This window comes from Bradyrhizobium vignae (genome assembly GCF_004114425.1).
GTDB lineage: Bacteria > Pseudomonadota > Alphaproteobacteria > Rhizobiales > Xanthobacteraceae > Bradyrhizobium > Bradyrhizobium vignae.
Genome location: NZ_RDQF01000006.1, coordinates 181,838 through 205,060, shown reverse-complemented (window position 1 = coordinate 205,060; position 23,223 = coordinate 181,838). Strand labels below are relative to the sequence as shown.

The window sequence follows — 23,223 nt, the reverse complement described above, 5'->3', positions numbered from 1 at the left end:
GGGGGACCGGACCGCTGGAAGCAGTCCGGCGTATTGCCCGCCTCAGTAACCGAGGCCCTTCTTGCTGTCGTAGATCTTCTGCGGATCGTCGGCGGCGGTATAGAGCTTGGACTCGGTCTGGATCCATTTCGGCGGTACCGTACCCTTGTCCTTGAACGCCGCGATGGCATCGAGCGCGGGCCCGGCCATGTTCGGCGTCAGCTCGACGGTGGCGTTGGCTTCGCCGGCGGCCATCGCCTTGAAGATGTCGGGCACCGCGTCGATCGAGACGGTGAGGATCTCCTTGCCGGGCTTGAGGCCGGCCTCCTTCATCGCCTGGATCGCGCCGACCATCATGTCGTCATTGTGCGCGTAGACGGCGCAGATCGACTTGCCGCCGCCTTCCGCCTTGATGAAGCTCTCCATCACCTCCTTGCCCTTGGCGCGGGTGAAGTCGCCGGTCTGGCTGCGCACCAGTTTCAGGTTCGCATGCTTGGCAATCGCAGTGTCGAAGCCCTTCTTGCGATTGGCGGCGACGCTGGCGCCGACCGTGCCCTGCAATTCGACGATGTTGCACGCCTTGCTGCCGACCGTCTTCGCCAGCCACTCGCCGGCGACCTCGCCTTCGTGCACGCTATCGGAGGTGACGGCGGTGAGATAGAGGTCCTTGCCGGAAGGATCGATATCGCGGTCGAGCAGCACGACCGGGATCTTGGCCTCCTTTGCTTCCTTCAGCACCGAATCCCACCCCGTCGAGACGACGGGCGCGAGGAAGATCGCATCGACGTTCTGCGCGATGAAGGAGCGGATCGCCTTGATCTGGTTCTCCTGCTTCTGCTGGGCGTCGGCGATCTTGAGATTGACCTGGCGCTTGGCGGCCTCCTGCTTGGAGACCGACGTCTCGGCCGCCCGCCAGCCGGATTCCGATCCGATCTGCGAGAAGCCGATGGTGAGCTGGCCGGCACTGGCCGGCAGCGCGAGCAGCAAGGAGGCCATGGCGCTGGCCGCAAAGAGGACTTTAGGGGTCATCAGGCGTGTCTCCCAAGATGTTTTATCCGGGGCGCCGATTGGTATCATGGCACCCTCAGGCCAGCCTGTAGGCCGACGGAGGGCACTATTTCATGGAAGATGGGTTCCGACTAGTCATATTATTTGACTATTTGGAGGAAAATGCGCGTTCGCAACGATAGGCGAATCTAAGACACGCCAAGCGCGATTTTGTTCCGGGGATGCAACGCGGAGATGAAGGAGATTGTGCGGCCGTTGGGATGAGTGAGTCTCTGCGAGGAGGGTGACAGACGAGCCCGCGACCTCTCCTCCTCGTCATTGCGAGCGCAGCGAAGCAAATCCAGAGTCGTTCCACGGACGGATTCTGGATTGCTTCGCTGCGCTCATGGAGCTCTGGGTCGCTCAAGCAGATTGACTCGTGGAGAGTCCCCTCACCCTATTGCATCTCCCCGCACGCGGGAGAGGCGAACGCCGCAGCACTAAATCAGCTTGCGCTGCGCCAGGTTCTTCATCAGCGCGCCGATACCGAAGGTCCAGGGCTCGCACTCATCGCTCGTGCGCATGCGGTTGACGAGCTTGCCGAGCTGGGGCGCTGCGATCGTGACGATGTCGTCGCGCTTGTGGGTGAAGCCCTGCCCCGGCGCGTCGCGATCCTTCACGGGTGCGAACATGGTGCCGAGGAACAGCACGAAACCATCGGGATATTGATGGATCTTGCCGATGGTCTGCGCGACGAGATCGGTCGGATCGCGGCTGATCTTGCTGATCGAGGAATGGCCGTCGAGGACGAAACCATCAGTGCCCGTCACGTTCAGGCTGATATCGAGCTTGCGCGCGTCGTCGAGCGTGAAGGTGTCGTCGAACAGGCGCAGCAGCGGACCGATGGAGCAGGACGCATTGTTGTCCTTGGCCTTCGAGAGCAGCAGCGCCGAACGGCCCTCGAAGTCGCGCAAATTGACGTCGTTGCCGAGCGCACCGCCGACGATCTTGCCGCGGCTCGAGACGAACAGCACAAGCTCCGGCTCTGGATTGTTCCAGGTCGATTTCGGATGCAGCCCGGCATCCATGCCGGTGCCGACCGAGGACAGGGTCGGCGCCTTGGTGAAGACTTCGGCATCCGGGCCGATACCGACTTCGAGATACTGGCTCCAGGCGTTCTGATCGATCAGCACCTGCTTCAGGTGCATCGCCTGGTCCGAGCCCGGCTTGAGTTTTGACAGATCGTCACCGATCAACCGCGTCACCTCTTTGCGGATCGCCTCGGCCGAGGCCGGATTACCCTTCGCGCGCTCCTCGATGACGCGTTCCAACATCGAGATCGCGAAGGTGACGCCGGCAGCTTTCAAGGTCTGGAGATCGACCGGCGCGAGCAGCCACGGCTTCTTGGAATCGCGACGATCGGGCGCCGTATTGGCAACAATGGCTTCGAGATCGCCGATGCGTTCGCCCTTGGTCGCAGCGAGCGCCTTGGCCGGATCGTCCTCCTCGCACAGCGCGCTGATGGTCGGAAATCGTGCGGTAACATCGAAGACGCCGTCGCCCCGGACGGCGACCACGGCCGGACCATTCACCTGCGGCAGCCAGACGCGGCCGGCCAATGTTCCCCGCGTGCCGTCCTCGGGGAGAAGGTCTTTCACAGTCAAACTCGTCATGGCCGGCGTCCTCGCTGTTTCTTTGGGATCGGTCGCATTTGCGGCGGCCGGTCCCATTGGCGAAGACCAATAAACGTCTGGCGCGGGAAGTCCAGAGCGGCCGCGACGAGCCGCTATGCCGCCGCCCGCGCCTCTTATGCCCCTGCTCGCGCCTTTCGCGCCGCGATCTGCTGCAGCGCCCAGCGCGCGTTCTTGCGCACATCGGGATCGGGATCGTCGGCGATGACGGCCAGGAACGCCTCGCCGTCGGGATGGGCGATCTCGCCAAGCGCCGCGGCCGCCTCTTTCCGCAAGTTCGCCTGGTCGTGGTTGACGCAATTGCCGATCGGCCGCACCGCGCGCTCGATCTTCATCTTGCCGAGGCTGCGGATCGCCTTCAGCCGCACCTGCCAGAACTCGTCGGCAAGGCAGACGGTCAGTTGATCGGCGGCCAGCGAACCGTTGATATTGAGGCCCAGCGTTTCGGCCGCCATCTCGCGCACCATCCAGTCGGCATCCTTCAACGCGCGCGTGATGGTCTCGGCCGCAGGTTTCATCTGCGAGAACGCCAGCGCGCTCACGGCGGCACGGCGCACATGAGCATCAGGGTCGTTGATCAACGCCGTTAGTGCCGGGATGGACTCCTCCAGCTTGAGAAAGCCGATCACGCCGATCGCTTGCACGCGGACGGCGGCGTCAGTGTCCTGGAGCGCTTCCAGCGCCGGCTTAAGCGTGTCCTTGCAGCGTAATTCCTTGAGCGCGCGCAGCGCGCCCATACGGACGAAGGCGTGGGCATGCTTCACCAGTGGCAGGATGATCTTGGCGCAGGCGGGATCCTTGAACTCTGCCATGCTGTCGGCCGCGGCTGCCGCAACGATCCTTTCGGGGTCGACAAGCAGCTTGACCAGTGCGCTCGCGGCCTCCGGCCCATCGAACTCCCCGAGCGCCATCGCGACCTGCTGGCGCACGCCCGCATCGGGATCTGCGACCAAGTTGGCGAGATGCGCGACCGCTGCCGGATCGCCGGAATGGCCGAGCGCGATGATGGCGACGCGGCGCTCGGCGGGATCGGCGGCCTGAAGCCGCTCGTCGGCGTCCTCTAGATCGTCGTAAGATTCGAACGGGCTCGACATGATCACCTCAACAGATACGGAATGTTGACGGTGACGGCGCCGGTCGGGCAATCGGCCTCGCAGGGCATACAGTACCAACACTCGTCATAGGCCATGTAAGCCTTGTTCGTCATCTCGCTGATGCGCAGCACGTCGAGCGGGCAGACATCGACGCACACCGTGCAGCCCTTGTCCGCGATGCATTTGGCGTCGTCGACGACCACCGGAACCGATGTCTGATAGGACGCGAGAGGCATTTGATGTCTCCTGTTGCTGCATTTCTGGTGGATCAGGCCGAGGCGCGGATGCGCTGCTTGTCGTAGAGGTCCTTCTCGTCGTCGGAGATCGGCACGACGTACGGTTCGACTGCGCGCTTCTCGCTGGTCATCTTGCCGTCGCGCTTGCTCAGCAGCGCATGACAGAACCAATTCTCGTTGTCCTTTTCCGGGAAATCCGTGCGCCAGTGATAGAGACCCCAGCGGCTCTCCTCGCGATAGAGCGAGGCGTGCGCGGCCATGTCGGCGCAGTCCATGATCGACTGCACTTCGAGGGCGCGGAGCAGCTCGTGCGCGTTGCGTGCGATCATGCGCTCCTGCATGTCCTCGCGCGCCTCGGCCAGACGGCGCATGCCGAGCTCGTATTTGCGCGTGACCTTCGGCGGCTGGAGATAATCGTTGACCAGGCGGCGCGTCTTGTACTCGATCTGGTTCGGCGGAATGCCGTCCTCGCGCTTGGTCGGCGCCATCACGCGGTCGCGCTCGACCGCGACATCGGCTGCATCGAACTCCGCAAAATCATGTCCGTCGGCGAACTCCATCGCGTCGATGCCGGCGACCGAACCGTTGGTGAAGGCGCCCAGCATGTAATTGTGCGGCACGCTCGCCATGTCGCCGGCTGCGTAAAGACCGGGAATGGTGGTGCGCGCATTGTCGTCGACGAACACGCCGGAGGCGCTGTGGCCGGAGCAGAAGCCGATCTCGGAGATGTGCATCTCGATCGACTCGCTGCGATAGTCGACGCCGCGCCCCTGCTGGAACAGGCCGCGCGTCGGACGCTCGACCTTGTGCAGCGTGGACTCGATCTCGGAGATGGTGTCGGGGTGCAGATGCTTGAGCTGGAGGAACACCGGGCCCTTGCCGGATAAGAGCTCGTTGTAGAACTCCAGCATCATCTGACCGGACCAGTAGTCGCATTCGATGAAGCGCGCGCCTTCGTTGTTCGCCGTATATGCGCCGAAGGGACCCGCGACATAGGCGCAGGCCGGGCCGTTATAGTCCTTGATCAGCGGATTGATCTGGAAGCATTCGAGGTTCGCGAGCGCCGCGCCGGCGTGATAGGCCATGGCGTAGCCGTCGCCGGAATTGGCGGCGTTCTCGTAAGTGCCGAACATGTAGCCGGAGGTCGGCAAACCGAGCCGGCCGGCCGCGCCCATGCAAAGGATCACGGCCTTGGCCTTGATCACCAGCATCTCCGCCGTGCGCGTATTGACGCTGATCGCACCGGCGATGCGGCCATCAGACGACTTCAGCAGCCGCGTTGCCATGTATCGGTTGGAGATCAAGATGCGAGCGCGGCGAAGCTGGCGGTACAGCGCCTTCTTCACGGTCTCGCCGTTCGGCATCGGCAGGACGTAGGTGCCGATATGGTGCACCTTCTTGACCGCGTAGTCGCCGTTCTCGTTCTTGAGGAAGCGGATGCCGAAGCTGTCGAGCTCTTCGATGATTTTGTAACAGTTCTGCGCGTATTTATAGACCGCCTTCTGGTCGACGATGCCGTCGTTGGCGATGGTGATTTCCTTGGTGTACTGCTCCGGCGTCGCGTAGCCGGGGATAACGGCATTGTTCAGTCCATCCATGCCCATCGAGATCGCGCCGGAGCGTTTGACGTTGGCCTTTTCGAGCAGGACGACATTGGCTTTCGGGTTCTTCAGCTTCGCCTTCAGCGCCGCCATCGGGCCGGCCGTGCCGCCGCCGATCACCAGCACATCGCAGGAAACCTCCGAAAGTCCGTCGACAATCTGATCTAGTGCCATCACTTGCTCCTGGTTCGCCGATCCGGCGCCTTTGCGTCAGATTTGTTCAGGGGACGTCCCGGCGATAGCAATTAGTTGTCGCCGGGATGCGATTTGCGGCTCAGCGCTCGACGAAGGCCTTTTCGATGACGAAATGGCCGGGCTGGCTGTGATTGCCCTCGACGAAGCCGCGTGCGGCGAACATCGCGTGCAGCTCCTCCAGCATCGCGGGGCTGCCGCACAGCATGATGCGGTCGGTCTCGATGTCGAGGCCTGGCCGCCCGATGTCGTCGAACAGTTGGTTTGAGGCGATCAGGTCGGTGATGCGGCCGCGGTTCCGGAACGGCTCGCGGGTGACGGTCGGGTAGTAGACCAGCTTGTCGCGGATCACGGGGCCGAAGAATTCGTGGCTGCGCAGGCCCGCGACGAGGTGCTCGCCATAGGCGAGTTCCGAGATCTGGCGGCAGCCATGGGCGAGCACGATCGTCTCGTAATTCTCGTAGACGTCGGGGTCCTTGATCAAGCTGGCGAAGGGCGCGAGTCCCGTGCCGGTCGAGAGCAGTAACAGGCGCTTGCCTGGCATGAGATTGCCGGTGATCAACGTGCCCGTCGCCTTGCGGCCGACCAGGATGATGTCGCCTTCTCTGATCTTCTGCAGGCGCGAGGTTAGCGGACCGTCCTGGACCTTGATCGAGAAGAATTCGAGCGCCTCCTCGTGATTGGCACTGGCCATGCTGTAGGCCCGCATCAGCGGCTTGCCTTCGACTTCGAGCCCGATCATCGCGAACTGGCCGTTCTGGAAGCGGAAGCCGGGATCTCGCGTTGCGGTGAAGCTGAACAGAGAATCGGTCCAGTGCCTGACCGACAAAACCCTTTCCCTCTGAAATGCGCTCATGATCTCTCCTTCGCCATCGGTGACGTTCAAGGTTTCCGAGAGAGGAGAGCCCGGCAATTCGGAAGTGAAATTCCCAGTCGATTAGTTGCACATTTCGCGAGCGATGACCGAAGACGAGGCAGCGAAGGCCATCGCCACGTGTCCGCACCGGCAATTAGTTGCTATTCGTGGGCGCCTGCGGCGACGTAGAGAGAAGCCGGAGATTTATCATGACCATGACCGCATTGCTGGCACCGACCGTAGCCGACTATGAAGCCAGCGCCGATCTGGCGGCGCTCCTCGTCCGCACCACGCAGAACGATGCGTTGAGCGTCACTGCCGAAACACTCCGCCTCTCCTGCAAATGCGCCCACTGCACCCGCGCCCGCTTCGACGGCCGCTTCCCGGAAGCATTTCCGGGGATTGCGATCACCGAGATTGGCGATCTCGGCTACGGACTGAACATCTCATTCTCGGACGGACATAACCGGGGGATTTACCCGAAGCCGTATTTGCTGAGCTTGGCGGGGCAGTGAAGCCGGCTGCTCGCTCCTCAAATTGACGGTCGGCTCAGTTCGCGAGCAGCTCCCGGGCGTCGATGATGTGAACATCGACACTGCCAGAACCGCGTGCGATCCGTACGCTGTGCCCGGTCCCACCGGCACGTCCTGGTTCCTCATGCTGGTTCCACAGGGCAAGCAGCATGATTTTCTTCGCCGAGCTGGACAACGCCATTCTCAGCACCCATTCGTTGCCGCGCTCCCAGGCATCGACTCCCGCCTTGGTGCTCAGCCAATTCGGCAACCCTGCACGGTCGCTCAGTTCGAGCACTGGCCGCTTCTCGAGCAGATTGAAATACCGGGTTCGCCACGCATCAAATCCATCGGTGAAAACCTGGCTGGCATAGACGTTCCGGGGCATCGGAAGGCACAGCGTGCTGTCGACATTGATCTCTCCGCAAACCTCGTGACAGATGATGTCGCTGCCCGGCGCAGCCGATGCCAATACGCGAAGCTTCCTTCCCTCCTTTTGAAGGCTCAGAAGCCGGTCCTTGATGAGCTGTCGGGCCTTATCGATCCTGTCGGGAGGGAAGCGAGGCTCGGGACGGCCCGGCTCATCGATCAAGTGCCCGGAGAAAATGACCATCTCATAGTCTTCCTTCGCAGCGGGCCGGCACAGATGCGCCTCGACAGCCGCGATCACCGCGTCGGCCAAGTTCGGGCGGAAGCCAAGGCTGTCAAACAGTTTCATCTGCCCCTTGGCAGCGTCCCAGGCAAAGAGGTGGGATTCCGAAACGCTATCGCGATAAAGTCGAGCGACGCGAGAGGCGTTCGGCTCCACCAAAAAAGCCAGATCGGCCGGGCCCATTTTGGCCCAAACGCGATCCTTGTGACCTTCCGGCAAACGCTCCAAGGCGGCATCGATGACCAGCGGCAAGAGCGCGCTGAGCTGATCGACTGACTGACGGAGCTTCTCGCGGTAGTATGAAGCCCCACCATTGCTCGGAAACGACGCTTCCCATTCTTCCGCATCTTTGGAAAGGTCCAACGCAATTTGGCCGAGCTGAAAGGCGGCGAGGCCTGACCAAAAATGATTCAAGTCCGTCAGGTAGGCGTCACGATATGCTTCATATGCCTCTCTGAGCGTCGCGCTGGTGGCGATCCTTCGTCTCTCGGCCTGATCCGGCAGCTTTTCGAAACTCAATCGCCACGACGTCTTCTTATTTCGCCCCTTCAAGGCGAGCGCTTCGGCGCGCTGCGCGGCCGTAACGCCCTGACCGAGCGACAGCACGCGAGCGATTGCAGCATCGGATGCAGCAAAGAGCTGGGGTTGATTTCGGCCTTGCGCGCGTTCTTTTCGATATCGTCGCTCGTAGATATTGGCCAATGCGAGGTTGGCAGCGACATCGTTTGGATAGACTTCAACGACCTTGACGAAGGTCGTCAGCGCTCCGTCATAGTCTTCGAGATCCCATTGCGCCTGGCCGATCATGCGAAGTGCCGGCCACTCGAAGCGGAGGCCCTCCACTTCCTTCGCAAGCAGACGCAACCAACCCATCGAGTGTGCGGCTCTCGCCCGGTCGATTTCTTCGATCAACTCGTTGGGAATGACCTGCGAGACGGCGGCCGGCTCGACTTCGGGTAAGGTCGGCAACATCTTGAAGATGGGACTGTCCGTGTCGCGCTCGCTTGCCAAGGCCTGACGAATGACCTCTGTGAGCTCGACGACCGACTCCTCCGGCTTGTCAACGGTATAGGCAAGGTAGCGATCGGTCAGGAGATCGAAGACAGGGCCATCCGCGACCGGCTTACCCTTGATCAGAATCGAACGCTTCTTTCGTAAAGCATGCCGGATTCCCAATTCGTAGAAGACGTTAGCGTTATGGATCGTGAGATCGGCAATGACGAGGTCCGCCTCGACGAGGAGCTTAAACATGTCTTCCCTGATATTGCCCGGCTCGACAATATCGCCGGTGGTGCCCCCGGCGATACCGAAGGTTCCCAGCGCGGGTGTGATCAGCCCGTCGTGGACCCGATTGAAATCGATGAGCTTTCCCGCAGAATCCGGCTTGATTCCAAATGGCCGGATCACGAAGACGCGTGTCATGCTCCCCCCCCCGTGCCGGCCTTGGTCCAGGCCGGATGATGTAAATCTCAGTTCGTCCTGACCGGCCGCTCCACAAATCCCGCCGCCAGTCCGAGGACGCGAAACTGCTCGGTGGCATCGCCCGCGCCGCGGGAGCTGCCTTCGTTGACGATGACCGCAACGGGCCGGCATGGCGGCGTCTCGGCACGGCACAGCGCGAGCGCTTCCCTCACGATCGCATCATTGGCCGCGGCGTAGGCCGCGTCACCGTCTCCGGCATCGAGCACGACGACGTCGCCCGCCTGCCCCACCTCGCCCATCACACGATCGAATAGTCCGCCCCAGTCGCCCGGGCGATCGGTTACCGACGTCTCGCGGAACCGGGCTGGCGCGAATGGCAGCACGATCCGGCGCCGAATACCCATGCGTCCGGCCTCCTCGAGCGCAATGAGATCGGCCCCGCATGCGGCCGAGCAGACCAAAGCCTCAGCCTGCTCCTGCCTAAAGACATCGGCAAGCCGCTGGCGGACCAACGGCACGGCGCCCAGCGGAAAGCGCTTCGCTTCCGCGTCCGGTGCGTCGATGCGGCGGCCCGCCAGGGCGATAACGGCCTTCTGCTGTTGGTCCTGCGGCATCACTGCTCCTTAACGGGGAGGTGGGAAATTCGGGAAATGCGTAGAGGGAAGGACGTATTTTTCGGCGTAAGCCGCTCCCACGTCGCCGATCTGATTGATGTGCTTGACCGAGTCCATCACCTGCACATCGGCGGGCGAAATCTTGGCGAGACCCAGATCCGCCAACCCCGTCGCGGTGACGTCCGGATCATACCTGACATAGGTGAACTGGGATGGAATGGTCGAAGGCAGTGGATCTTTGGGGTCGATATGCATCGCGTGACCGAACTCGCGGTCTATCGGCGCGCCATATCGGCAATCGCCGACCGTCCGACAGGCCATGTCCCAGCCGGCACTGGCCGCATTCATCAGCGCGGACGGAATGTTGCGGGCGTGGTCGAGCAGCCAAAGATCACCTGCCTTCAAGTCAGGCCGCTCGCGTGGCGCATTGCCGGTACCGACGGACACGATCAGGAGCTGGTCGCGCCCGGTGGCCCAGTTCATCTGGTAAGCTCGTGCGGTCGCCATCTGAAAGGCCAGAAACGCCGGGTTATTGTAGGTGGTCACGCCGCCGTCGACGAAGATGAAGCTGTATTCCTTGGCTGTCCCCTGCGCGAATACCACCACCTCAGGGGGAAAGAAGGTCGGCGCAGCTGTGCTGGCACGGACGAGCTGCCACAACGGTAAACCGAGGTTGCAGTCGGGACGGCTGCGGTCGTTGTAGTGGGCGCGCGGATTGTTACTGACCGGCCAGGGCGAATCTGTCGTGTGATTGCGCATCACGACCATGAGGAGGGTCTTCAGATTCGCGTCGCCGAGCTCCGCAGGCTGGTCAGTGGCCCCGTATCCAAGCTCTTTATTGATCGTCTCGCGAAGCATCTTTGCCAACGGTTCGTCGTTGTAAGCGTACTGCGCACGCTTGAGAATGCTGGACTTCTCGAACATCAGCTCACCGCTGCCCACGTAGAACTGGCGGATCTTATCCGTGGACATACCGAGTGAGATGCAGGTCGCGATGATTGCACCGGTGCTCGTGCCGCAGACGAAATCGAAATAGTCGGCGAGGACGAGCTTGTCGTTGCCGGACGCTGATCGCAGGTCTCTTTCGAGCTTGGCGAGAATCTCCACGCTCATCAGCCCGAGAATGCCGCCGCCGTCGCAGGCAAGGATTCGTTTTGGTCCGGCAGACGTCAATTTAGTTTCGACTAAATTGGCCATAAATTCCCTCCGTTTCCTCGCAATAAACTGAACTTCAATTCTGCTTCGGCCGCAGCTTTTCAACGTGCTCTTGGTATTCGTCGTATTCGTCCAAAATCGCCAGCATCAGCTCGTCCGGTGGCTTGGAGCCGAGAAACTGCAGACGACCTCTCAATGATCGTGCCGACGCGCGATCTTCGTAACGATGATCTTGAAATCGAAAGTTCCGCCATGTCCATCTCCGCGGCGGTATCAATCTGACGACTATCCTCGTCGCGCGAGGAAGGGCTGCTTCAATCAAAATGTGCGCCCGACCCGGCGCCATTCCCAATCGTTCGGTTCAGAGCAAAAAAACCTCATCAGAAACGACCGGCCAACGAATGAAATACGGATCGCGTTCGACACCCGACATGCTGACGTGTATCCACCGTGAACGCAAGCTCTAGATGTGCGGCGCGCTGTCACGATCGCGAGTTCGGCGGGCGTTCGGCGGCCCTTCCCGCCACCCTCACGGTATGCCCCCATCTGGCACGGACATTGCTCCTCTTTAGAACGATTTGAACGTTCCGGAGGAAGGTGATGTTGCAGGCGGCGAATGCGGTTCGCGGAGCTGTTCCAGTCGCGATGCGGTCTGCCGGCAGCTCCTCGCTGCTGCTCACCGAGAACCAGCAATGGATCGGCGGTCCACCACCGTTGATGGACAAGCTCTCGCCGCGCGAGCGGGAGTTGGTGCTGAAGCAGGGCCGGCGAAAAGTGCTCAACCGCGGCCAGACACTGTTCAGCCAGGGCGGCAAGCATGACGGCATCTGGCTGATCGAGAGCGGCCGCATCCGCGTGTTCTACACCTCGCCGCTCGGGCGCGAGATCACATTGGCCTACTGGCATGTCGGCAATTTCGTCGGCGGTCCCGAAGTGTTCGAGGGCACCGTGCACCAATGGTCCGGCGTTGCGTCCAGCAATTGCAGCGTCGTGCACCTGCCCGGAAAGGAACTGCGCATCCTTGCCGCAGAGATCCCCAATCTCGCGATCGGCCTGATCGAAGGCCTCACCTTCAAGGGCAAATGCTATTCGGCGCTGGCGCAGATGCTGGGAACGCGCTCCATCACGCAGCGCCTTGCGCATCTCTTGCTGCATCTCGTCGAGCTCTACGGCGTCGAGGATGCCGACGGCACCGTGATCGCGGCGGCCTTCACCCATGCCGACATCGCCCACATGGTCGGCGCCACCAGGCAATGGGTCACGATCAGCCTGAAGCGGATGCAGGAGAAGGGAATCGTCCTGACCAAGCGGTCGCAGATCGTGGTGTGCCGGACCGACGTTCTCGAGGAAATGCGCGGCCAGGCGTCGGATTGAGGCGGCAGCGACGACGATGGTCGGTGCACAGGCAAGCGGCTTTATAGTGCAGGATTGCCCAAGGAGTATGCAATCGGCTTTTCCCGGCAACTAATCGACTACCGCGGTCACTCCGGATTTGCTCTGCCTGCGCCCTCACCCAATCATGGCAACCACAGCACATCCAACCGAATGAGGATGAGAATGGTCCGCCATCTTCCCACGCTCTCGATCGCGATGCTGGTGACGTCGCTGGCGCTACTCGTCACGCAGCCGGCATCGGCGGAGACCGTCACGCTCGGCATTGGAACGCAGGACACCACGACCAACACGGTGACCGCGGGCGTCGTCATCCGCCAGTTGCATCTGCTCGAAAAATATCTGCCGAGGGACGGCAAATACGCCAACATCAAGTTCGAGCTGGAGTGGCAGAACTTCACCTCCGGGCCGCCGGTCACCAACGCGATGATGGCGAACAAGCTGCAGATCGGCATGATGGGCGACTATCCGCTGATCGTGAACGGCTTCACCTTCGAGAACAATCCGGAGAGCAAGAGCCGCCTCGTCGGCGTCGCGGCCTACAGCCTCGAGGGCTCCGGCAACGGCCTCGTCGTCCACAAGGACTCGCCCTACTACGACCTTGCCGACCTCAAGGGCAAGCTGGTCAGCGTGCCCTTCGGCTCTGCCGCGCATGGCATGGTGCTGAAGGCGATGCAGGACCGCGGCTATGCATCCGACTTCTTCCAGCTCGTGAGCCAGAGCCCGGAGGTCGGCTCGACCAATCTCCAGGAAAAGAAGATCGACGCCCACGCCGACTTCGTCCCCTTTGCCGAGTTGCTGCCGTTCCGCGGCTTTGCGCGAAAGATCTTCGACGGCGTCGAGACGAACTTGCCGACCTTCCACGGCATCGTCGTCCGCACCGATTTCGCCGAAAAATATCCGGAGGTCGTCGTTGCCTATTTCAAGGCGCTGATCGCCGCCGACCAGTGGCTGCGCGACGACCCCAAGCTGGCTGCGGAAAAAATCCAGGAATGGACCGGCATCAGCAAGGAAGTGGTCTACATCTTCCTCGGCCCCAGCGGCAACATGACCACCGATCCCACGATCAAGCCGGCTCTGATCGATGCCGCCACCGCCGATGTGAAGGTGCTGCAAAACCTCGGCCGCATGAAGGAGTTCGATCCGAAGAAGTGGGTCGACGACAGCTACATCCGCAAGGCCTATGCCGAGATGAATCTCGACTACGACGCGCAGCTTGCAAGCACGAAGAACTACGAGATCTCCGGCGAAGATTCCTTCTGCAAGAAACCGATCGCCGATCCGCGCAAGGCCGGCGAGGTCTGGGTGGACGACGCCGGCATCCTGCCGTTCTCGTCCGCCGCCTGCACGCTGGGTGCCTATGCCGACTACAAGGCCAAGGGCAAGAAGATCAACGTCGCCTACGTCTTCGACACCACGCGCGGCATCAAGCTGTTCGCCGACCAGGCCTTCTTCGCGGTCGGCAATGGCGACGTCACTCCGTTCCTGCTGAAGAAGGACGCCGAAGCCTATGCGGTCAAAATCGGCGGCAAGGTGCTCGGCTTCGACGAAGCGGTGAAGGCGGCGGTCAGCGGAGGCAAGACGTGAGCAATCCCGCCATCCTCAGACATTCCGAGGACAGCATGCCAGCCATTGCAGAGGCGGGCTCCGTGCGTGCCGTCACGCCGCCCGCAACACCGCCCTCCTTCGGCACGCTCGCGTTGCGCTGGTACCGGCTGAACCAGAGCCGGCTGCGCGCGACCGCGATCGGCCTGATTTCGCTGCTCGCCTTCCTGCTGGTCTGGCACCTGCTCACGACCTACCGCGTCGTGTTCTTCGTGCGTTTCACCAACGTGCCTTCGCCGCTCGCGGTCTATGCGAGCTTCACCAAGGCGATGCACGATCCAAAATTCCTGATGCACATCCTCTTGAGCTGCCGGCGCATCTTCATCGGTTTCTCGCTGGCGGCGATCATCGGGGTGCCGCTCGGCCTGATCATGGGCCGGTTCAAGCTGGTGCACGAGGTGATCTTCCCGGTCGCCGAGGTGCTGCGGCCGATCCCGGCGATCGCCTGGGTGCCGATGGCGATCATGCTGTGGCCGACCAACGAGCAAAGCATCGTCTTCATCACCTTCCTCGGCTCGTTCTTCCCGATCCTGGTCAACACGCTGCACGGCATGTCGCTGGTCGATCCGGTGCTGGTCCGCGCGGCGCAATGTCTCGGCGCGCGCGAGCGCTCGATCTTCCGCGAGGTATATTTCCCGGCGTCGCTGCCGCACATCTTCACCGGCCTCACTGTCGGCATGGGCGTCGCCTGGGTGTCGCTGATCGCTGCCGAAATGATCTCGGGCCAGTACGGCATCGGCTATTTCACCTGGGAGGCCTATTCGCTGGTCCAGTATGCCGACATCGCGCTCGGCATGATCGCGATCGGCGTGCTCGGCCTCGGTTCTAGCCTGTTGATCCGCGGCGCCGGACAATTGGTGATGCCGTGGAGGTCGACATGAGCGAGATGCCTGCGAACACGTCGAAGGGCCATATCGAAGTCAAGAACTTCTCCCTCGACTACGAGACCATCGAGGGATCGGTTCAGGCCGTCACCGATACGCAAATCCATGTGAAACCCGGCGAGTTCGTCTCGATCGTCGGCCCCTCCGGTTGCGGAAAATCGACGCTGCTCAACGCCGTCGCCGGCTTCCTTAAACCCACGACGGGCACCGTCACCGTCGACGGCGAGCGCGTGAACGGCCCGAGCGCCGAGCGCGGTATGGTGTTCCAGCAATATTCGCTGTTTCCCTGGAAGACGGTGCGGGAGAATGTCGAGTTCGGCCTGAAGATGCGCGGCATGCCGCGCTCCCAGCGCGAGCGCGCCGCGCGCACCCTGCTCGGGCTGGCGGGGCTGGAGGCGTTCGAGAAGCACTATCCGGAAAGGCTCTCCGGCGGCATGAAACAGCGCGTCGGCATCGTAAGAGCGCTCGCGACCGGACCGAAGGTGCTGCTGCTGGACGAGCCGTTCGGCGCGCTCGACGCGCAGACGCGCGTCATCATGCAGCAGATCCTCACCAACATGTGGCAGCGGCTGAAGATCTCAGTGCTGTTCGTCACCCACGACATCGATGAAGCCATCTTCCTGTCCGACCGCGTTTACTGCATGACCGCGCGGCCCGGCTCGATCAAGGCGGAGATTCCGATCCCGCTGGAGCGGCCGCGGCAGCAATCCATGATGATGTCGTCGGAATTTTTGGCGCTGCGCCGCGGGCTGATGTCGCTGATCCGCGAGGAAAGCCTCAAAGCGATGGGCGGCGAGATCAACGACATGGGCATGCAGGGACTCAACATCGAGCTGCACGGGCACTCGCTGGCGGACGTGATTTAGCGATCGCCCTCGACGCTTGCGCTGTTCTTCCCTTGTCCCCTTGTGGGAGAAGGTGGCGCAAAGCGCCGGATGGGGGGCTATCCGCGAATGACACGGTGAAAGAAGCGCTCGCGGAGTGAACCCCTCACCCGTCTCGCCGCTAACGCGGCGAGCCATCCTCTCCCGCAACGACCCGCAAAGGGAGAGGGTGCAGCGCGCTTGCGGCCGGATCGTCTCACTTGAACCAGTGCACCAATGCGATGCTGATCCCGAGCAGCAGCAGCAGCGAGAGCGTCACGGCTGCCGTCACTCGGCCGCCGACATTGGCGAGCACGCGCACGTCGACGCCGAGTCCGAGCGCTGCCATCGACACCACCGTGAGAAAGCCCGTGATCTTCGTCACCGGTCCGACCACAGTGGCCGGCACGATCTCGAGCGAGCGCAAGGTCGCGAGCGCGAGGAAGCCGAGGATGAACCACGGCACTAGGCGAAAGAAGCCGAGATTGGTCTTCTTGGCATCGGCCTGCCAGCGCGAGGCGACCAGCGAGAGGCCGACGACGACCGGGCCGAGCATCAGGACGCGCATCAGCTTGACCAGCGTGCCGATCTGGGTCGAGACGAGGCCGGCCGGCACCGTCGCTGCAAGCACCTGTGGCACGGCGTAGACGGTGAGACCCGCAAGGATCCCATATTGCGTGGCGGACAGCTGCAGCAGCGGGATCAGCAGCGGCAGGCCCAGCACCATCATCACACCGAGGATCGCGGTGAAGGAGATCGAGGACGCGATCTCGTCACTGTTGGCGCCGATGATCGGCGCCACGGCCGCAATCGCGGAATTGCCGCAGATCGAGTTGCCACAAGCGATCAGGATCGAGAGACGCGTCGAGAGGCCGAGCAGCCGGCTGAGGCCGAAGGAGACACAGAGCGCGACCACGACGACGGCCGCGATCGAAGCCAGCAGGGCGATGCCCGACGCAGCGATGGCGGCAAAGCTGATGGAGGCGCCAAGCAGCATGACCGCGACTTCAAGGAGCTGCTTGGCGCTGAAGGCGATGCCAGCCTGCCAGCGTGGGCCAGGCTTCCAGAAGCTGCGCAGCGCCATGCCGAGCAGGATCGCCATCACGAGCGCCTCGACATAGGGATGCTCGAACACACCCAGTTCCGCCTGCTCCAGCAGGGCCGAGACGCCGGCGACGAGAATGCAGAGGAGGATGCCCGGAATCAGCGCCGCAATGCGGCTGACGGCGGTGGCCGGCTTGGTATCGGCCGGGCTGGATGCTTGATTCTGCGACACAAATCTCTCCCGGAGGAGAAGGATTTATACGCAGCGCCACCCGATTGGGAAATAAGTTTTCGACATATCAGGGCCGAGGGAAGTTCTGTCCTCGGCCCGGAATAATCAGGCTCGGAAGATCAGGCGAGACTTAGAAGATCAGGTTCTTGGCGAGCGAGGCGACCCGGCTGAAGCCGTCATAGATGCCCGGCTCGAAGAAGGCCGCACGCGCCAGCACGATGCCCGCGACCAGCGACCAGAACAGCGTGGTGCCGGCTCGCAGCAGAAGCTTTGAGGCGCGCGACTTCGGCTGGGCGTCCGTTGCGGACACCAGCTGCTCGCCGAAGGGCTCAAATCCAGTGCGTTCCATGACCGTAGCCAATCCGTCAAATCTGACGGGAATGTCGTCGTTTCGGGCCCAAACAGCAATGGAAGCGATTGGCGTTTTTGCCCTCGAGGAGGAAATCTCCTTCCGCCGGATTACCTCGGAACAATAGTTTTCTTCTTTTGGCTTACCACGACACCGGCGCCCGGAGCTATAGGGCCAGATAACGCCGCCGGATCGCTTCGTTCGCCTTCTCGTCGACGAAGGCGGATTGAACTGGAGCGGCAACGCCAGCACCGCTTCGCAAGCGAGCGCAGGCCGTGTCTTTACGCCGCCAACCCACTCCCCACCGGCGCAAAGTCCAGTCCCAGACTCTCCGCCACCGCCTTGTTGGTGATCCGCCCGCGGTGCACGTTGAGGCCGCTGCGCAAATGCGGGTTCTCCAACACCGCGGCAAATCCCTTGTTCGCGAGCATCAAGCCGAACGGCAGCGTCGCGTTGTTCAGGGCCTGGCTCGAGGTCACCGGCACGGCGCCGGGCATGTTGGCGACGCAATAGTGTACGACACCATCGACCTCGTAGGTCGGATCGGTATGCGTGGTCGGATGCGAGGTCTCGAAGCAGCCGCCTTGGTCGATCGCGACGTCGACCAGAACGGCCCCCGGCCGCATCGATTTCAGCATGGCGCGCGTGACGAGCTTCGGCGCACTGGCGCCGGGCACCAGCACGGCACCGATCACCACGTCGGCGGCGAACACCTCTTCCTCGACCGACTCGATGGTTGAGAAACGGGTGCGCATGCGTCCGGCAAAGAGATCGTCCAGTTCGCGCAAGCGCGGAATCGAGCGGTCGATCACGGTGACTTCGGTACCGAGGCCCGCGGCCATGCGCGCAGCCTGCTTACCGACCACGCCCCCGCCGAGCACGACGACGCGTGCCGGCTGCACGCCGGGCACGCCTCCAAGCAGCACACCGCGGCCTCCGGCCGAACGCCTGAGCGCGGCGCCGGCGGCCTCGATGGCGAGGCGGCCGGCGACTTCGCTCATCGGCGCGAGCAGCGGGAGGTGGCCGGCCGCGTCGGTGACGGTTTCATATGCAATCGCGGTACAACCGGAAGCGAGCAGGCCCTTAGCTTGATCCGGATCCGGCGCAAGATGAAGATAGGTGAACAGGATCTGGTTTTCGCGGAGCTGAGCCCATTCGCTCTTCTGCGGTTCTTTCACCTTCACGATCATGTCGGATTTGGCAAAGATCTCGCGGGCGGTCTCGGCAATGGAGGCCCCTGCCCGCCGGTACACCTCGTCGGACGCGCCGATGCCGCTGCCGGCGCCGCTCTCGACCGTCACCTGGTGTCCGGCAGCGACATATTCACGGACCGCGCCTGGGGTGAGCCCGACGCGATATTCCTGCACCTTGATCTCCTTCGGGACTCCAACGCGCATCTTGATCTCCCTCGCCAATCCTTTGATTCTATTGTTGATCGTAGCGAGAGGGCCGGTTTGGTTCCGTGCAAATATCCGCTACCTTGGCGGCGCCCGTGCCGGTTTCCGGCGCGGAAACGTCTTTTGACGCTGGAAACGAAACTTTGGCCCTCGACCGGAAAGACCTTGCCATCCTCGCGGAGCTCACGACCAATGCGCGAGCCAGCCACACCGAGCTTGCCAACAAGGTCGGCCTGTCGAGCACGGCGCTAGCGCGGCGGCAGAAGGCGCTGGAGGACGAAGGCTACATCCAGGCCTACCAGGCAGCGCTCGACCTCGCCCAGTTTGGTCTCACCACCACCGTGCTGGTTCGCATTGCGCTGGAGAGCCAGAGCGACGAGGCACTGAAGGCGTTCGAGGCGGAGGTGGTGAAGTGTCCGTCCGTCGTGCGCTGCTTCCTGATGTCGGGGACCGACGACTACATCTTGATCGTGCTCGCCCGCGACATCCAGGATTTCGAGCGCATCCACCGCACCGAGCTGTCCCGCCTGCCCCGCGTCGCGCGGGTGCAATCGAGCTTCGCGCTGCGCGAGATCGTCAACCGCGCGGTGCCGACCGTGGTGTTCGGCGAAAAGCGCTGATCTCATCCCAACCATCGCGAGAACCGGCCGGGAACTAAGCATCCTGTCATCCGTTGGGCGCTATTGGCCAGCGGCGGCAACGCATCCTCGCGTCAGCATCCTTGCCCAGTTCGGCCTCTCCACAGGGAAACAGGACATGGCCGATATCACGGATCAGATCCCCGAACGCATTCCGATCAACCTTGTCGTCAATGGCGCAAGGCGCACACTCGAGGTCGCGCCGTGGACCACGCTGCTGGATGCCCTACGTGACCGTCTGGAGTTGACCGGCACCAAGAAGGGCTGCGATCACGGCCAATGCGGCGCCTGCACCGTCCTGGTCGACGGAAGACGCGTCAACTCCTGCCTGACGCTCGCCGTGATGAAGGATGGCGCTGCGATCACGACGATCGAAGGCTTGGCCAGTGACGGCACACTGCATCCCCTGCAACAGGCCTTTATCGAGCATGATGCCTTTCAATGCGGCTATTGCACGCCCGGACAGATTTGCTCTGCCGCGGGCCTGTTGGCCGAAGGTCGTGCGCGGGATGCCGACGAGATCCGGGAGCTGATGAGCGGAAATCTCTGCCGCTGCGGCGCCTACCCCAACATCGTGGCTGCGATCGAGCAGGCAATGGGCCGGTCATGAACAACGTCCAATATTCCCGCGCAAGCGACGTGCCCGACGCCATCCGCCTGCTCGCCGCCGATCCAGGCGCAAAGCTGATTGCCGGCGGCACCAACCTGATCGACCTGATGAAGGAGAATGTCGAACGACCCTCCCGGCTGATCGATATCTCCCGCCTGCCGCTCCGCGACGTCGAGGACACCGCGGACGGCGGCCTGCGCATCGGCGCCTTGGTGCCGAATTCGGATCTCGCCTACCATCCGCTGATCGAAAAGCGCTATCCCCTGCTCTCCAGCGCCATCCTGGCCGGCGCCTCCGCGCAACTGCGCAACATGGCCTCAGTCGGCGGCAATCTGATGCAGCGCACGCGCTGCGCCTACTTCTATGACACGGCGACGCCTTGCAACAAACGAAGCCCCGGCACTGGCTGCTCGGCTCTCGATGGCCTCAACCGCAACCACGCAATCCTCGGCACCAGCAAGTCCTGCATCGCGACCAACCCGTCCGACATGAGCGTGGCGCTGGCCGCGCTCGGCGCGCTCGTGCACATCGCAGGCCCCACCGGTCAGCGCACCATCGCGCTGACCGATTTCCATCGGCTGCCGGACGACAAGCCCCATCTCGATACGAATCTCGGTAGCGGCGAGATCATCACCGCAATCGAGCTGCCGCCACGCGGCTTCGCCCGGAACTACAGCTATCTGAAGATCCGCGACCGACTGTCCTACGCCTTTGCCTTGGTCTCGGTCGCGGCCGCGCTCGAACTGGAGGGCAACGCAATCAGCGAAGCCCGCCTGGCGCTTGGCGGCGTGGCCCACAAGCCCTGGCGAAGCCTCGAGGCCGAAGCGGCTTTGCACGGCCAGGCGGCAACGCCGGATCATTTTGGGCGCGCCGCCGACCTGCTGCTGCAGGGGGCAACCGCTCGTTCGCAGAACGGCTTCAAGATCGAGCTCGCGCGCCGCGCCGTTGTGCGTACGCTGATGCAGGCCGCAAGCGCCACGCCGCAATCGCAAGCTCACAAGAAGATCGCATGAGGGCTCGATGAACGCCTATGTCGGAACACCAACGTCACGCGTCGACGGCCGGGCCAAAGTCACGGGGGCAGCCAAATATGCCGGCGAATTCGCGGCAGACCACCTCCTCCATGGTTTCGTCGTCGCGGCCACCATTCCGCGCGGGCGCATCGCCCGCCTCGACACCAGCGAGGCGCTGAAGGTGAAGGGCGTGGTCGACGTGCTCACCCACGCGCATCGTCCGCCCCTCGCCGACAAGGACGACGCCTGGAAGGACGAGGTGGCTCCGGAGAAGGGCTCGCCGTTCCGGCCGCTCTATGATGACAGGATCAAGTTCAACGGCCAGCCGATCGCGCTGGTCGTGGCCGAAGACTGGGAAACCGCCAAGTTCGCCGCAACCCTCGTCCGCGTTGAATACGAGCAGGAGGCGTTTGCGACCGATCTCGAATCCGAGCGCGGCAAGGCTGCCAAAGTGGATCAGCCGCACAAGCCGCGCGGTGACGCGCCAGCAGCGCTGACGCGGGCGGCCGTCCGTCTCGAGGCGGACTATGTCATTCCGAGCGAGCATCACAACCCGATGGAGCTGTATGCGACGACGGCCGTCTGGGACGGCAACGGCAGCATTACCGTCTATGACAAGACGCAGGGTGTCCAGAACGTCCAGAAGTTTCTCTGCAGCGTTTTCGGCAAGAAGCCGGACGACATCCGCGTGCTCTCGCCCTATGTCGGAGGCGCCTTCGGCTCAGGCCTGCGGCCGCAGCACCAGGTGGTCTTGGCAACGCTTGGCGCGCTCGCGCTGAAGCGGTCTGTCCGCGTCGTCCTGACACGGCAGCAGATGTACAGCTTGGGCTACCGTCCGATGACCATCGAGCACGTTGCGCTCGGCGCAAAGCCCGACGGCACGCTCGATGCCGTCAGCCACGAGGCCATTGCCGTCACCTCGCGCTTTGAGGATTTCTCGCGCAACGATACCGGCTGGGCGGAGCAGCTCTACAAGAGCCCCAACAGCCGTCTCTCCCACAAGCTCGTCCACCTCGACGTCGCCACCCCCTGTGACATGCGCGCGCCGGGCGCGGCATCGGGCGTCTGCGCGCTCGAATGCGCCATGGACGAATTGGCCGTCGCGCTCAAGCTCGACCCGATCGAGCTGCGGCTGAAGTGCTACTCGGATCGCGACCAAAGCGAAGACCTGCCCTACACTAGCAAGCGGTTGCGCGAATGCTACGCCCGCGGCGCCGAAGCCTTCGGCTGGGGGCGGCGGAACCCCGCGCCGCGCTCCATGCGCGACGGCAAGGAGCTGGTCGGCTGGGGCATGGCGACAGGGGTGTGGGAGGCGCTGCAGATGCCCGTCGCCGCCCGCATCGTGCTGACGGCCAACGGCCATGCCGAGGTCTCCTGCGCCGCATCCGACATTGGCACCGGTACGTACACCATCGTGGCACAGGTAGCGGCCGATGCCCTCGGGCTGCCGATCGACAACATCAGCGTCCGGCTCGCCGATTCGACCTTGCCGCAAGCCCCTGTCGAGGGCGGCTCCTGGATGGCGGCGTCCAGCGCGCACGCGGTGCTGGGAGCGGCCGAAGACATTCGCCAGGAGCTGGCACGGCTCGCCAAGGCGATGCCGGGCTCGCCGCTCGCTGACCCCGTCAATGTCACGTTGGTCGACGGCATGATCGCCAGCAACGGAGCCGCCGTCTCGATTGCGGATGTCATGCGCCACAGCAAGGTCGAGCGGATCGAAAAACAGAAGCTCAACCAGTTCGTAGAAGACAAATCGTACGCCCGCAACACGCATTCGGCCGTCTTCGCCGAGGTGAAGGTCGACGAGGAGCTCGGCGTGATCCGCGTCACGCGGGTCGTGAGCGCGGTCGCGGCCGGACGCATCCTGAACACCAAGACCGGCCGCAGCCAGATCATGGGCGGCGTTGTCTGGGGCATCGGAATGGCGCTGCACGAGGAGACGGTGATGGATCACCGCTTCGGCCGCATCATGAACGCGAACATTGCCGAGTACCACATTCCCGTGAATGCCGACGTTCACGACATAGACGTCATCTTCGTCGATGAGCCCGACGAACGGATCAACAGGCTGGGCGTCAAGGGTCTCGGTGAGATCGGCATCGTCGGCGTGCCTGCGGCGATTGCGAACGCCGTCTATCACGCCACCGGCAAGCGCATCCGGCGCTTCCCAATCACGCTGGACAAGCTGATTGACTGAATCAGGGC

The 23,223-nt window shown here is 63.0% G+C and carries 21 protein-coding genes; 9 read left to right on the top strand and 12 right to left on the bottom strand.

From position 1 onward, the window contains the following. Positions 1-42: 42 nt before the first annotated feature. The 6 genes from ytfQ to EAV90_RS07725 all read right to left on the bottom strand — a co-directional run bounded on the left by ytfQ (position 43) and on the right by EAV90_RS07725 (position 6,636). A complete protein-coding gene (gene ytfQ, locus EAV90_RS07750; protein WP_129143062.1) occupies positions 43-1,008 on the bottom strand; it encodes a galactofuranose ABC transporter, galactofuranose-binding protein YtfQ in 966 nt (321 codons plus the stop codon). 458 nt (positions 1,009-1,466) lie between these two features. Beyond that, complete coding sequence (locus EAV90_RS07745) at positions 1,467-2,639, bottom strand: fumarylacetoacetate hydrolase family protein (protein ID WP_129143061.1); 1,173 nt, start codon at positions 2,637-2,639, stop codon at positions 1,467-1,469. 134 nt (positions 2,640-2,773) lie between these two features. Continuing rightward, a complete protein-coding gene (locus EAV90_RS07740) occupies positions 2,774-3,751 on the bottom strand; it encodes a HEAT repeat domain-containing protein (RefSeq protein ID WP_164936826.1) in 978 nt (325 codons plus the stop codon). A gap of 2 nt (positions 3,752-3,753) precedes the next feature. Next, a complete protein-coding gene (locus tag EAV90_RS07735; RefSeq protein ID WP_011085981.1) occupies positions 3,754-3,987 on the bottom strand; it encodes a 4Fe-4S dicluster domain-containing protein in 234 nt (77 codons plus the stop codon). Positions 3,988-4,019: 32 nt separating this feature from the next. Further along, positions 4,020-5,762 carry a fumarate reductase/succinate dehydrogenase flavoprotein subunit gene (locus EAV90_RS07730; RefSeq protein WP_129143059.1) on the bottom strand — a complete coding sequence of 581 codons (1,743 nt, stop codon included), beginning with the start codon at positions 5,760-5,762 and terminating at the stop codon, positions 4,020-4,022. 100 nt (positions 5,763-5,862) lie between these two features. Further along, positions 5,863-6,636 (bottom strand): ferredoxin--NADP reductase, encoded by a 774-nt coding sequence (locus tag EAV90_RS07725; RefSeq protein ID WP_129143058.1) that lies wholly within the window; start codon positions 6,634-6,636, stop codon positions 5,863-5,865. A gap of 209 nt (positions 6,637-6,845) precedes the next feature. On the opposite strand from EAV90_RS07725, the gene EAV90_RS07720 reads away from it, so the two are divergent. Further along, positions 6,846-7,151, top strand: a complete 306-nt coding sequence (locus tag EAV90_RS07720) for a gamma-butyrobetaine hydroxylase-like domain-containing protein (RefSeq protein ID WP_122404039.1) — start codon at positions 6,846-6,848, stop codon at positions 7,149-7,151. 34 nt (positions 7,152-7,185) lie between these two features. Here the strand turns inward: EAV90_RS07720 and EAV90_RS07715 are convergent, their stop codons facing one another. The 3 genes from EAV90_RS07715 to EAV90_RS07705 are packed head-to-tail and all read right to left on the bottom strand — an operon-like array spanning position 7,186 to position 11,033. Next, positions 7,186-9,222, bottom strand: a complete 2,037-nt coding sequence (locus EAV90_RS07715) for a tetratricopeptide repeat protein (protein ID WP_129143057.1) — start codon at positions 9,220-9,222, stop codon at positions 7,186-7,188. Positions 9,223-9,269: 47 nt separating this feature from the next. Next, positions 9,270-9,836 carry a hypothetical protein gene (locus EAV90_RS07710; protein WP_129143056.1) on the bottom strand — a complete coding sequence of 189 codons (567 nt, stop codon included), beginning with the start codon at positions 9,834-9,836 and terminating at the stop codon, positions 9,270-9,272. A gap of 9 nt (positions 9,837-9,845) precedes the next feature. Then, complete coding sequence (locus tag EAV90_RS07705; RefSeq protein ID WP_122404042.1) at positions 9,846-11,033, bottom strand: patatin-like phospholipase family protein; 1,188 nt, start codon at positions 11,031-11,033, stop codon at positions 9,846-9,848. Positions 11,034-11,591: 558 nt separating this feature from the next. Here EAV90_RS07705 and EAV90_RS07700 point away from each other — a divergent pair. The 4 genes from EAV90_RS07700 (at position 11,592) to EAV90_RS07685 (ending at position 15,738) form a co-directional block, all read left to right on the top strand. Continuing rightward, positions 11,592-12,365 carry a Crp/Fnr family transcriptional regulator gene (locus EAV90_RS07700; RefSeq protein WP_174221590.1) on the top strand — a complete coding sequence of 258 codons (774 nt, stop codon included), beginning with the start codon at positions 11,592-11,594 and terminating at the stop codon, positions 12,363-12,365. A gap of 183 nt (positions 12,366-12,548) precedes the next feature. Next, entirely contained in the window at positions 12,549-13,970 is a 1,422-nt protein-coding gene (locus EAV90_RS07695; RefSeq protein ID WP_164936825.1) for an ABC transporter substrate-binding protein, read from the top strand. Further along, positions 13,967-14,869 (top strand): ABC transporter permease, encoded by a 903-nt coding sequence (locus EAV90_RS07690; protein ID WP_129143054.1) that lies wholly within the window; start codon positions 13,967-13,969, stop codon positions 14,867-14,869. Before EAV90_RS07695 ends, EAV90_RS07690 begins: the two co-directional genes overlap by 4 nt. Then, positions 14,866-15,738: an ABC transporter ATP-binding protein gene (locus EAV90_RS07685; protein ID WP_164936824.1), complete on the top strand. Its 873-nt coding sequence runs from the start codon at positions 14,866-14,868 to the stop codon at positions 15,736-15,738. The genes EAV90_RS07690 and EAV90_RS07685 overlap by 4 nt, the downstream gene beginning before the upstream one ends. Positions 15,739-15,952: 214 nt before the next feature. Here the strand turns inward: EAV90_RS07685 and EAV90_RS07680 are convergent, their stop codons facing one another. The 3 genes from EAV90_RS07680 to ald all read right to left on the bottom strand — a co-directional run bounded on the left by EAV90_RS07680 (position 15,953) and on the right by ald (position 18,757). Then, complete coding sequence (locus EAV90_RS07680; protein WP_129143052.1) at positions 15,953-17,011, bottom strand: YeiH family protein; 1,059 nt, start codon at positions 17,009-17,011, stop codon at positions 15,953-15,955. A 130-nt stretch (positions 17,012-17,141) separates the two neighbouring features. Beyond that, complete coding sequence (locus EAV90_RS07675) at positions 17,142-17,360, bottom strand: hypothetical protein (RefSeq protein WP_063195904.1); 219 nt, start codon at positions 17,358-17,360, stop codon at positions 17,142-17,144. A gap of 281 nt (positions 17,361-17,641) precedes the next feature. Then, entirely contained in the window at positions 17,642-18,757 is a 1,116-nt protein-coding gene (ald, locus tag EAV90_RS07670; protein WP_129143051.1) for an alanine dehydrogenase, read from the bottom strand. A 143-nt stretch (positions 18,758-18,900) separates the two neighbouring features. On the opposite strand from ald, the gene EAV90_RS07665 reads away from it, so the two are divergent. The 4 genes from EAV90_RS07665 (at position 18,901) to EAV90_RS07650 (ending at position 23,215) form a co-directional block, all read left to right on the top strand. Further along, positions 18,901-19,377: an Lrp/AsnC family transcriptional regulator gene (locus tag EAV90_RS07665; protein ID WP_162500352.1), complete on the top strand. Its 477-nt coding sequence runs from the start codon at positions 18,901-18,903 to the stop codon at positions 19,375-19,377. A 136-nt stretch (positions 19,378-19,513) separates the two neighbouring features. Further along, entirely contained in the window at positions 19,514-20,005 is a 492-nt protein-coding gene (locus EAV90_RS07660) for a (2Fe-2S)-binding protein (protein WP_129143050.1), read from the top strand. Then, a complete protein-coding gene (locus tag EAV90_RS07655; RefSeq protein ID WP_129143049.1) occupies positions 20,002-21,018 on the top strand; it encodes an FAD binding domain-containing protein in 1,017 nt (338 codons plus the stop codon). The genes EAV90_RS07660 and EAV90_RS07655 overlap by 4 nt, the downstream gene beginning before the upstream one ends. Positions 21,019-21,025: 7 nt before the next feature. Next, positions 21,026-23,215: a xanthine dehydrogenase family protein molybdopterin-binding subunit gene (locus EAV90_RS07650; protein WP_129143048.1), complete on the top strand. Its 2,190-nt coding sequence runs from the start codon at positions 21,026-21,028 to the stop codon at positions 23,213-23,215. Positions 23,216-23,223 lie beyond the last annotated feature (8 nt).

What these genes read in the sequence shown, in the direction of transcription:
- EAV90_RS07685 (WP_164936824.1), top strand. Translation starts at nt 14,866, where the DNA reads ATGAGCGAGATGCCTGCGAACACGTCGAAGGGCCATATCGAAGTCAAG.
- EAV90_RS07695 (WP_164936825.1), top strand. Translation starts at nt 12,549, where the DNA reads ATGGTCCGCCATCTTCCCACGCTCTCGATCGCGATGCTGGTGACGTCG.
- EAV90_RS07705 (WP_122404042.1), bottom strand. Translation starts at nt 11,033, where the DNA reads ATGGCCAATTTAGTCGAAACTAAATTGACGTCTGCCGGACCAAAACGA.
- EAV90_RS07725 (WP_129143058.1), bottom strand. Translation starts at nt 6,636, where the DNA reads ATGAGCGCATTTCAGAGGGAAAGGGTTTTGTCGGTCAGGCACTGGACC.
- EAV90_RS07660 (WP_129143050.1), top strand. Translation starts at nt 19,514, where the DNA reads ATGGCCGATATCACGGATCAGATCCCCGAACGCATTCCGATCAACCTT.
- EAV90_RS07700 (WP_174221590.1), top strand. Translation starts at nt 11,592, where the DNA reads ATGTTGCAGGCGGCGAATGCGGTTCGCGGAGCTGTTCCAGTCGCGATG.
- EAV90_RS07655 (WP_129143049.1), top strand. Translation starts at nt 20,002, where the DNA reads ATGAACAACGTCCAATATTCCCGCGCAAGCGACGTGCCCGACGCCATC.
- EAV90_RS07710 (WP_129143056.1), bottom strand. Translation starts at nt 9,836, where the DNA reads ATGCCGCAGGACCAACAGCAGAAGGCCGTTATCGCCCTGGCGGGCCGC.
- EAV90_RS07650 (WP_129143048.1), top strand. Translation starts at nt 21,026, where the DNA reads ATGAACGCCTATGTCGGAACACCAACGTCACGCGTCGACGGCCGGGCC.
- EAV90_RS07730 (WP_129143059.1), bottom strand. Translation starts at nt 5,762, where the DNA reads ATGGCACTAGATCAGATTGTCGACGGACTTTCGGAGGTTTCCTGCGAT.
- ald (WP_129143051.1), bottom strand. Translation starts at nt 18,757, where the DNA reads ATGCGCGTTGGAGTCCCGAAGGAGATCAAGGTGCAGGAATATCGCGTC.
- EAV90_RS07740 (WP_164936826.1), bottom strand. Translation starts at nt 3,751, where the DNA reads ATGTCGAGCCCGTTCGAATCTTACGACGATCTAGAGGACGCCGACGAG.
- ytfQ (WP_129143062.1), bottom strand. Translation starts at nt 1,008, where the DNA reads ATGACCCCTAAAGTCCTCTTTGCGGCCAGCGCCATGGCCTCCTTGCTG.
- EAV90_RS07745 (WP_129143061.1), bottom strand. Translation starts at nt 2,639, where the DNA reads ATGACGAGTTTGACTGTGAAAGACCTTCTCCCCGAGGACGGCACGCGG.
- EAV90_RS07675 (WP_063195904.1), bottom strand. Translation starts at nt 17,360, where the DNA reads ATGGAACGCACTGGATTTGAGCCCTTCGGCGAGCAGCTGGTGTCCGCA.
- EAV90_RS07735 (WP_011085981.1), bottom strand. Translation starts at nt 3,987, where the DNA reads ATGCCTCTCGCGTCCTATCAGACATCGGTTCCGGTGGTCGTCGACGAC.
- EAV90_RS07720 (WP_122404039.1), top strand. Translation starts at nt 6,846, where the DNA reads ATGACCATGACCGCATTGCTGGCACCGACCGTAGCCGACTATGAAGCC.
- EAV90_RS07715 (WP_129143057.1), bottom strand. Translation starts at nt 9,222, where the DNA reads ATGACACGCGTCTTCGTGATCCGGCCATTTGGAATCAAGCCGGATTCT.